General features: G+C 28.0%; 2 pseudogenes. Both read right to left on the bottom strand.

Features of this window, described 5'->3' with window-relative positions:
• Nucleotides 1-447: pseudogene (locus BRSU_RS14065) on the bottom strand (hypothetical protein); the annotation flags it as partial.
• Nucleotides 447-671, bottom strand: a pseudogene (locus BRSU_RS14060) (hypothetical protein); the annotation flags it as partial. The pseudogenes BRSU_RS14060 and BRSU_RS14065, both read right to left, overlap by 1 nt.

Here is a 671-nt window from a genome sequence, read left to right as displayed (position 1 = left end):
TCTTAAATATTTCTCTATTGCTTTTCCATTAGAATCTAAATTATAAAAACCTCTATTCTCATAATCGTAAGTTGGAAATCCATTGCCAACTGTTTCACTATATCCGCCTGCTATTTCAGCTCTTAAATAATCATTATCTTTATTATTAGAATCTCTTACTATAACAAGTTTTATAAATCTTAAATCTTGTTTAATTGTACCGCCGCTGCTAATATTATCAGTCAATTTTATGGTTTGATTTGTTTCAAATAATCTTCCTTCGAACTCACAAATACTGCCTGCTAAAATATCAGGAAGTTCTCTGTCTGTATCACTCCAATGATTTAATTTTATACCATCAAAGGCAGTATGAAGCATACGCATTTTTTGCATAATGATATTCTGCTGTCTATAGCTATCTAATAAATTGCTTGGATTTTCTGCTGGTTCTTTAATTACTCTAAACATTAATATACCTCATTATTATAATTGTCTAAATAATATCCATTGTATCTATTACCATCATAATACATATAATAGGCTATATATTTATATAGCTCTCCATTGATTTCTTTATAAAATCCGCCAAGTTCTTCATTATAAAAACAATCAAGATTTGTAACTAATTCTGCAATTAAGTTTTTACCATTATTAGATAGCTTCAATCTTATATATCTGTTGCCTTCTTCTCT

This window comes from Brachyspira suanatina (assembly GCF_001049755.1).
Classification (GTDB): Bacteria; Spirochaetota; Brachyspiria; order Brachyspirales; family Brachyspiraceae; genus Brachyspira; species Brachyspira suanatina.
This window is presented reverse-complemented; position numbering and strand designations above follow the sequence as displayed.